This is a genomic window from Marinobacter sp. L-80, from assembly GCF_056859395.1.
Map to the genome: position 1 here is coordinate 1 of NZ_JBSXOI010000022.1, position 9,132 is coordinate 9,132.

Sequence of the window (9,132 nt, forward strand, 5' to 3'; positions counted from 1 at the left end):
GCGTTATACAGACTAAGGAGAGTCAGGTTTGGAGTTAACCAACGTAGTCCCATGGGGCCGGTCTTTTGAAGAATATCAGGCTATGTTCGGATTATCCGAGGGCGACCTGAGCAAGCGAATCCTTGGTTGTGGTGATGGCCCCGCGAGCTTCAATGTAGAGGCAACCGACCGTGGGTGCCAAGTCACGTCTTGTGATCCGGTATACCAGTTCCAGGCTGACGAAATACGCCGCCGGATAGACGACGTGTACCCGGAAATAATGGCTAAAATGCGGCAGGACGCAGACAACTATATCTGGGAGTCACTGAGTAGCGTCGAGCAGCTTGGCGAAGTTCGGATGAAGGCTATGTCGAGGTTCCTGTCCGACTTTGATGCGGGTTGCCGGCAAGGGCGGTATGTATCAGCATCGTTACCTTCGTTGCCGTTTTCTGACTCTCAATTCGATTTGGCACTCTGCTCCCACTATCTTTTTCTCTACAGTGAGCATGTAGATGGGGCGGCTCACTTGGAATCAATGCGGGAGCTATGCAGAGTTGCATCTGAGGTTCGCGTCTTTCCTGTTGTGTCGCTGAACGGTGAGGCCTCGATGCATTTGGATCAGGTCATGTCGGCATTATCCGCCGATGGAATTGATGTTTCTTTGCAGCCTGCCAGCTACCGCTTTCAGAAAGGTGCTACCGATATGTTGGTGGCGAAGTCCGTATAACCAATGCAGGCACGGCGACGCCTACTACATTGCGCCTTCGGCTTCATTCCGTAGGCGCGCATGCTGCAAGCGTTATTCCGAAATCTGAACGTTCGCTTTGCGACCAAAGCAAGACACTTATAAGAACGGTTCCAGCTAAGAAACGCTGCCTCTGACTTGGGTTTATTAGTCTCTCCTGCAATTGTCGATGCGCTCAGCCCGTAATGCCTAGCTTTGACTCCACTGCTGCCTTTGCGTCCATGAGCGCTCGCAAGTAATCTTGCCTGTGCTTCTGAGCCCGAGGCGCCGGAACAACAACGGTGATCGCGAAGTGGCCAAGGTAGGTATCCAGCTCGGTAGCGTAGGCGGCGACACCTTCCCGGTAAGTCTCCAGATCTTCGGCAATCCCGGTCACGCGGACCTGCTCGAGTTCTTCCAGTAGCGGTTGTCGGGCCGAGGGCGATAGGGTGCCTTGCTGTTCAGCCAGGTCTAGTAAGCGGACCACCGCTTTTTCCTCCATATTGGCGAGCAACGCCTTGCCAGGAGCGGTTGAATGAAATGGGACGCGGATGGTCCCCATCTGTGGTACGACCCTTAGCTCTCGTTCGGCAACAATACGATCAATAACCAGAACGCTGTCTCGTTCCCCCACGCAGAACACGACGGTTTCCTGGAGACTTGATGAGAGTTCCTCAAGAAAAGGTCGAGCGACCGAAAGCACATCGATGCGCGTGTGGTAGAGAAGGCGACCCAATTCCGGGCCAAGCCGATAACCGGTTCCGGAAACACCATGTTCGGCAAACCCCTCCGTTTCGAGTGCGCCGATGATACGTTGCACAGTGGATCGCGGCAGTCTCACCGTATTGGCCAGTTCCCCCAGGCTAAGCCCCTCGGGGTGGTTACCCAAAACCCTCATGATTTCCGCTGCCCGTGCAATGACCTGTATTCCGGATCGGTGCTCTGAATTGGAGGCTTGCCCCGAAGCTCTACTCATCAGGACGATTTTCCTCGAGTCTGTGGTTTGCCGACATTAAGTCCCCCAGCCCGGAGTATGTCAACCGAAACAGTGCATTCCTATGCGCAGTACTTTCCGATATTATTGCTGTATCACTATTCGGGTACTATATCGCAATGCGATACAGCGTCTGATAACTACGGAGATATAAGATGACAGACTCCCCTTTCCATTTCCGCCGCGCCTGGCTGTTCTTGCCGCTGCTGGTCACTATCAGCTTCCTGGCCGGGTGCAGCAAACCGGATCCGGTGGCCCAAAGTCAGCGTCCGCCCCCAGAAGTCGGTGTGTACGAGGTTGCTGAGAAGCCCCTGCAGTTGGAATCAGAGTTGCCAGGCAGAACTCGGGCCTGGCGGACTGCCGAGGTTCGCCCACAGGTGAATGGCATTATTGAAGAGCGACTGTTCGTTGAAGGCAGCGTAGTGGATGAGGGGTCAGTGCTGTACCAGATCGATGACGCTCCCTACCGGGCCGCCCTGGCCCGGGCCAATGCCAGCCTGACCAATGCCCGCAACCTGGCCAAGCGCTACGAAAACCTGGTGGGCACCCGTTCCATCAGCCAACAGCAGTATGACGACGCCTTGGCAGCCCTGCGCAGCGCCGAGGCGGAATACGAAGCCGCCAGTATCAATATGAACTACACCCGGGTGAAAGCCCCGATCACCGGCAAGATCAGCCGTTCGCGAGTCAGCGAAGGCGCCCTGGTGACCAGCGGCCAGCAGCAGGAAATGGCCACCATCACCCAACTGGACCCGATCTACGTGGACATCGTGCAACCGGTCACCCGCCTTCTGGACCTGCAGAGCGCTATCGAAGCCGGGCTGATTGAAGCCGATGAGAACGACGTGGTTGAAGTCTCGCTGGTGCTGGAGAACGGCCAGGACTATCCGCACACCGGTTTGCTGAAGTTCTCCGAAGTGGTGGTCGATGAGGGCACCGGCTCGGTCACCCTGCGGGCTGAGTTCCCGAATCCGGATGGCAAGCTGCTGCCGGGTATGTTTGTGCGCGCGCTGGTGGAAGAAGGCACCCGCCCGAACGCCATCCTGGTGCCCCAGCAAGCGGTGTCACGCGATACCCGCGGCGTACCAACCGTCTGGGTGCTGGCCGAGGACAACACGGTAAGCGTCCGCCAGATTGAAACCGAGCGCACCGTGGGCAACGCCTGGCTGGTGCAAAAGGGGCTGCAGGCCGGTGAACAGGTGGTGACCGAGGGCGTTCAGCGCCTGGCGCCGGGCATTCCCGTGCAGCCGGCACCGGCAGCCAATGTCGACCTGAAAACCGAATTCGCAACCCAGGCCGAATAAGGAGCTCCGGACATGCCCCGATTTTTTATCGAACGCCCCATATTTGCCTGGGTCGTCGCCCTGATGCTGATGCTCGGCGGCGGACTGGCAGTAAAGAACCTCGCCGTTAACCAGTTTCCGGATGTCGCCCCGCCGGCGATTGCCTTGTCGGTGAATTACCCCGGCGCTTCCGCCCAGACCGTGCAGGACACGGTGGTCCAGGTGATCGAGCAACAGCTCAACGGCCTGGACGGCTTGCGCTACATCTCCTCCGAGAGCAACTCGGATGGCAGCATGACCATCATTGCCACCTTCGAACAGGGCACCGACCCGGACATCGCCCAGGTGCAGGTGCAAAACAAACTGCAGCTGGCCAACCCGCTGCTGCCCGAAGAAGTGCAGCGTCAAGGCATCCGGGTGTCTAAGTACAAGGTGAACTTCTTCACCGTATTTGCGCTGACCAGCCCTGATGGCAAGTACACCCAGGGCGACCTGGCCGATTACATCGTGTCCAATATCCAGGACCCGGTTGCGCGAACCCAGGGCGTCGGTGACTTTCTGCTGTTCGGCTCCCAGTACGCCATGCGCCTGTGGCTCGACCCGGAAAAACTCAACAGCTACCAGCTGACCCCGCAGGACGTGATCAATTCGGTGCGCGCCCAGAACGTGCAGGTCTCTGCCGGCCAGCTCGGTGGCCTGCCCACCGCAGAAGGCGTGCAGCTGCAGGCCACCGTTATCGGCAAGCAGCGCATGAAGACCGCCGAAGAATTCGAAAACATCCTGCTGAAAGTGAACCCGGACGGCTCCCAGGTGCGCCTGGCCGAGGTCGCCGAGGTGAACCTGGGCAACGAGAACTACGCCATCACCGGTAAATACAACGGCGCGCCGGCAGCCGGTATGGCCCTGCGCCTGGCCACCGGCGCCAACCAGCTGGAAACCGCTGGCCGGGTAAAAGAAACCCTGGCAGAACTGGAACGCTTTCTGCCTGAAGGCGTAGAGATCGTCTTCCCCTACGACACCACACCGGTCGTGTCGGCGTCTATCGAGACCGTCGCCATGACGCTGATCGAAGCCGTGGTGCTGGTGTTCCTGGTGATGTTCCTGTTCCTGCAAAGCTGGCGCGCCACCATCATTCCCACACTGGCGGTGCCGGTGGTTCTGCTGGCTACCTTTGGCGTACTGTACGCCTTTGGCTTCACCGTCAACGTGATGACCATGTTTGCCATGGTCCTGGCCATCGGTTTGCTGGTGGACGACGCCATCGTAGTGGTGGAAAACGTCGAGCGACTGATGGAAGAAGAGGGGCTGTCGCCCAAGGAAGCCGCCAAGAAATCCATGGACCAGATCTCCGGCGCACTGCTGGGCATCGGCCTGGTGATTTCGGCGGTGTTCCTGCCCATGGCCTTTTTTGGCGGCGCCACCGGGGTGATCTACCGGCAGTTCTCGGTCACCATCATCTCGGCAATGTCGTTCTCGGTACTGGTGGCGTTTATTTTCACCCCGGCCTTGTGTGCCACCTTGCTGAAACCCGGCGACCAGCACGTCAGGAAAGGCTTTTTCGGCTGGTTTAACCGCACCTTTGACCGCAGCGCAGACTGCTACAAATCAGGCGTCAGTTACCTGATCAAACGTAAGGGCCGCTTCATGGGCGTGTACCTGTTGCTGGTCGTGGCTGTGGGCTTCCTGTTCAAGGGCCTGCCCACCGCGTTCCTGCCGGACGAAGATCAGGGCGTGATGATTGTGATGGTGCAGCTGCCCACCAATGCCACGGGCGAGCGCACCGAAGCCGTACTGGCAGAAGCTGGAAATTATTTGCTGGAAGAAGAGTCCGAGGTGGTCAAGAGCGTGATGTCTGTGCGGGGCTTCAACTTCGCCGGCCGTGGCCAGAACTCCGGTATTCTGTTCGTGGACCTGAAGCCCTTTGCTGACCGGGAAAGCTTTGCCCAGAGCGTGTTCGCCCTCGCGGGTCGCTCCGGGGCAAGGTTCGCCCAGATCAAAGACGCCATCGTGTTCCCGATTGTGCCACCGGCCATTCTGGAGCTCGGCAACGCCACCGGCTTTGACCTCTACCTGAAAGACAACGGAGCTATCGGCCACCACGCCCTGATGGCCGCCACCAATGAGTTTATCAGCAGAGCCAATGCCGCGCCGGAGCTGAACATGGTGCGCCACAACGGCCTGCCGGACGAGCCCCAATACCAGGTGATTATCGATGACGAAAAAGCCCGGCTGTTGCAGGTGTCCATTGCCGACATCAATGCCACCATGTCTGCCGCCTGGGGTTCAAGCTATGTGAACGACTTCCTGCACAACGGCCGGGTGAAGAAAGTCTATGTGCAGGGCAAACCGGATTCACGACTGGCACCGGAAGACTTCGACAAATGGTTTGTGCGCAACGCCCAGGGTGAGATGGTGCCCTTTGCCGCCTTTGCCACCGGCGAGTGGGTGTATGGTTCGCCACGCCTGCAGCGGTATCAGGGCATACCCGCTACACAAATCCAGGGTGCTCCGGCTAACGGTTACAGTACCGGTGATGCCATGGCCGCACTGGAACGCATTGCCGCCGACCTGCCCCAGGGCCTGGGCCTGGAATACACCGGCCTGTCGTTCGAGGAAAAACAGGCCGGCAACCAGGCGATGATGCTGTATCTGCTGTCGATCCTGGTGGTGTTCCTGTGCCTGGCAGCCCTATACGAAAGCTGGTCGATTCCGTTTGCGGTGATCATGCTGGTGCCACTGGGCGTGCTTGGCGCGGTCCTGGCCACCATGGCCAGAGGGCTGTCCAACGATGTGTTCTTCCAGGTGGGTATGCTGACCACCATGGGACTGGCCGCCAAGAACGCCATTCTGATCGTGGAATTTGCCCGACAGCTTTATGAGCAGGAAGGCAAGCCGCTGCTGCAGGCCACAGCCGAGGCCGCCCGCCTGCGCCTGCGTCCTATCATCATGACCTCGCTGGCGTTCATCTTCGGGGTACTGCCCATGGCCATCGCCAGTGGTGCCTCCAGCGCCAGCCAGCATGCCATCGGCACCGCGGTGGTCGGTGGCACCCTGGCTGCGACGCTCCTCGCCATCTTTTTCGTCCCCCTATTCTACGTTGTGGTTGCCGGCCTTGCCGCACGATGGAAAAAGACCGAATCGATCAAGGAGGCAGTATGATGATCGTCACCAACCGACTAGTACTGGCGTTCGTGAGTTCGGTCTTGCTTGCAGGGTGTTCGCTGACGCCTCAATACCAGCAGCCGGAACCGCCAGTTCCGGCGCATTGGGACGATAGCGAGTCAAACCTGAACGAGGAGCTACATAACCTGGACCTCAGTTGGCAGGCGTTTTTCCCTGAGCCTGCATTGCAGGCGTTGATTTCGGTCTCCTTGGAGAACAATCAGGATATGCGAGTTGCCGCGCTGAATGTGGAGGTTCTGAGAGCCAGGTATCAGATCGAGCGTTCCGCGCTCTATCCAGGTTTGTCGATCGGGGTTGGAGCTGCCCGGCAGCGGGTTCCCGGCAATCTCTCAGTTTCAGGTTCCGATGAAATTTCAGAGCGGTATGACGCCAGCGTAGGTCTGACCAGTTATGAGATCGACTTTTTTGCAAAGACCCGTAATCTCTCGGCGGCGGCGCTTGAGAATTACCTGGCCACTGCACAGGCGAAACGCAGCTTTCAGACATCGCTGATTAGTGAGGTTGCCAATACCTATTTCTCCTGGCGCACCAACCGCAAACAGTTGGCACTTGCCCGGGCGACGCAGCGAAGCTTTGAACAGAACCTAGCCTTGATTCAACGTCGATATGACAGCGATGTGGCATCGGCACTGGAACTTACTCAGGCGGAGACGCTCGTGCACCAGGCACGAACCCAGGTTGCGCAGTTCGACAGACTTGCCCGGCAGGCGGTTAACGCGCTGGCCTTTTTCTCAGGCCACAACTTGCCGGAAGGTATGACCAGTTCATTGCCGGAATCGCCGCCGTTGAACATTGCGCCATTGGGTGCGGGATTGTCGTCCGACTTACTGAAACGCCGACCAGATATTCTGGAAGCGGAGCATAGGTTAAAAGCCGCCTATGCAGACATTGGAGCAGCTCGGGCCGCGTTTTTTCCCAGCATTACCCTGACGGCGAGTGCCGGCACCGCCAGTAGCGAGCTCAATGAGCTGTTTGGCGGCGGCAGTGGTAGCTGGTTGTTTGAGCCGCGAATCAATCTGCCAATTTTTACGGGCGGACGAAACAAGGCCAACCTGGAGGTTTCCGAGACTACCAAAAAGATTCGCCTCGCCGAATACAATCGCGCTATTCAGCAGGCGTTTCGTGAGGTGGCCGACAGCTTAGCCGCCCGCGACACCCTTCGGGACCAATTGAACGCGCAACAGGCGTTGGTTGACACTTTGGATGAGTACTATCAACTGGCCCAGAACCGCTACGATGCCGGTATAACCAGTTACCTTGCCGTTCTTGATGCCCAGCGTGAGCATTTTTTGGCCCGACAACAGCTTCTGTCTGACCGCTTCAATCAGCTATCCGCCGAGATTGAGTTGTTCCGATCGCTAGGTGGAGGTGTGGGCTCCGAGATCGCTCGGGTAGACCGGAGCAGAGCGCAATGAAGTGATTTACGAATTTAGTGAACCCCTGACCGAGGTGGAGAATTCAATAAGATAGATAGAGTCGTCTATCAAGTATGCGTTTTTAGTGCGGCTCTGATCGGCCAAAGTGTGACTGCAATAGCAATAGCCAGAGCAAGCGAAGGAAGTTAAGTTCTACTCCAAACCCTTTAAAAGCAGCTATAACCACGTACGCTTTGGCCACAGGAGTCCCCACCCAGAAATCCTCCGCTACCTATTAGATGAAGGGGGGTAGCGCTTTGTGGGCCAGGGGGAGATTCAAGCGATTGTCGAGAAATGGCCGGCCGCCAAAGCGTCCTCTGACGATGCGTTGGATCTGAACTTTTTTCGCCGCGCTTTGATCGGCGTTAGCCCGGATTTCTCATAGTGCTCCAACAACCTTCGCAGACCAAGCCTGGTAGTGCCAGATCCGAGTGGTCATGGTCGAAGTTGGCGATTATTTAGCCAGTTTCCGGCATTCAGGCACAACTCCCCCTTTCCCCCATTGGTATCGGGCCGGGGGAGCCCGATTATCTACTGGGGCACCAAGCGCTGAACCAGTGCTGAGAGATCGTTCTTGTGTGGATAGCTATCACTCATCAACACCCGTATTCGGCGGGTGTTGCGGATGATGACTGCGCCAACCTTGATCAGCTTCAAGCGCAAGGTGCCGGCACTCATACGTTCGAAGGGCGTGTTTTTCAGATGCACCCGCAAACGCTCGAACAGGGTGTAGGCGAAGCCGGATAAGATCAGCCGCCACTGGTTGGTCCACCAGTGTGTGCTGGAGGTGCGACCGGCAAACAGATCCAGTTGTTGATCCTTGATCCGGTTCTCCATATCACCCCGTGCGCAATACTGTTCGTAGTAGAGCTTGAATCCGTCATCGTAGCGGGAGCTGATAACGAACCGGGGGTTCGGGCCTTGAGGGCCATATTCCAGGCGCGCAACCACCCAGCGTGGCTTATGCCAGCTTCGGGCTTTGTAGCGGAAGCGGAAGGTGCTGGCGAGCTTATGGCCATGAGCCTCGTAGTAGGTCCGGACTTTGTCCATGGCTGGGGCGGCAAGCGCCTCCAGCCGCTGGTTGCGGGCCATGCCTACGATGTAATCCACCTGGTTGCGATCGCACCAGGCCAGCAGTCGGGGCTTGCTGAAGTGGGAGTCGCCCCGGAACACGATCCGGGTCTGTGGCCAATACTGGCGAATAAATCGCACCAGCAGCGCCAGAATGGCCCAGCTGTGCCGGGCATCACCTCGATTGCTGGTGCGCAGATAGCTCACCAGCAAGTGCCTACCGCAGAAGACGTAAAGCGGGAAGTAGCAGTGATGGTCGTAATACCGGTTAAAGAACTTACCCGGCTGATCCCCATGCACCGGAATATCGGTGCCGTCAAAATCCAGCACGATTTCCTTGGGCGGCTTCTCATGCTGCTCGATAAAGTGGTGCCAGAGCAACTCATGCGCTTTGACAATGGTTTGCCGATCCATCGCCTGCTCCATTCGACAAAGCGTGGACTTGCCGGCCAGAGTCGAGGCATTCCCCGTGGCGGTTTGTAG

General features: G+C 57.9%; 6 protein-coding genes. 4 read left to right on the top strand and 2 right to left on the bottom strand.

Annotated elements, in window-relative coordinates; translation table 11 throughout:
• The first annotated feature begins 28 nt into the window (after positions 1–28).
• Positions 29–706, top strand: coding sequence for a class I SAM-dependent methyltransferase (locus AC13E3_RS00605; protein ID WP_482901587.1), 678 nt, complete (start codon positions 29–31; stop codon positions 704–706).
• Positions 707–899: 193 nt separating this feature from the next.
• Here AC13E3_RS00605 and AC13E3_RS00610 read toward each other — a convergent pair whose 3' ends face one another.
• Positions 900–1,679 carry an IclR family transcriptional regulator gene (locus AC13E3_RS00610; protein ID WP_482901588.1) on the bottom strand — a complete coding sequence of 260 codons (780 nt, stop codon included), beginning with the start codon at positions 1,677–1,679 and terminating at the stop codon, positions 900–902.
• Positions 1,680–1,852: 173 nt separating this feature from the next.
• On the opposite strand from AC13E3_RS00610, the gene AC13E3_RS00615 reads away from it, so the two are divergent.
• The 3 genes from AC13E3_RS00615 to AC13E3_RS00625 are packed head-to-tail and all read left to right on the top strand — an operon-like array spanning position 1,853 to position 7,578.
• Entirely contained in the window at positions 1,853–3,001 is a 1,149-nt protein-coding gene (locus tag AC13E3_RS00615; RefSeq protein ID WP_482901589.1) for an efflux RND transporter periplasmic adaptor subunit, read from the top strand.
• A 12-nt stretch (positions 3,002–3,013) separates the two neighbouring features.
• Positions 3,014–6,139: an efflux RND transporter permease subunit gene (locus tag AC13E3_RS00620; RefSeq protein WP_482901590.1), complete on the top strand. Its 3,126-nt coding sequence runs from the start codon at positions 3,014–3,016 to the stop codon at positions 6,137–6,139.
• Positions 6,136–7,578 carry an efflux transporter outer membrane subunit gene (locus tag AC13E3_RS00625; protein ID WP_482901591.1) on the top strand — a complete coding sequence of 481 codons (1,443 nt, stop codon included), beginning with the start codon at positions 6,136–6,138 and terminating at the stop codon, positions 7,576–7,578. Before AC13E3_RS00620 ends, AC13E3_RS00625 begins: the two co-directional genes overlap by 4 nt.
• A gap of 531 nt (positions 7,579–8,109) precedes the next feature.
• On the opposite strand, the gene AC13E3_RS00630 is transcribed toward AC13E3_RS00625, so the two are convergent.
• Positions 8,110–9,132, bottom strand: a 1,023-nt coding sequence (locus AC13E3_RS00630; RefSeq protein WP_482901592.1) for an IS1380-like element ISMaq3 family transposase, incomplete at its 5' end; no start/stop codon positions are given.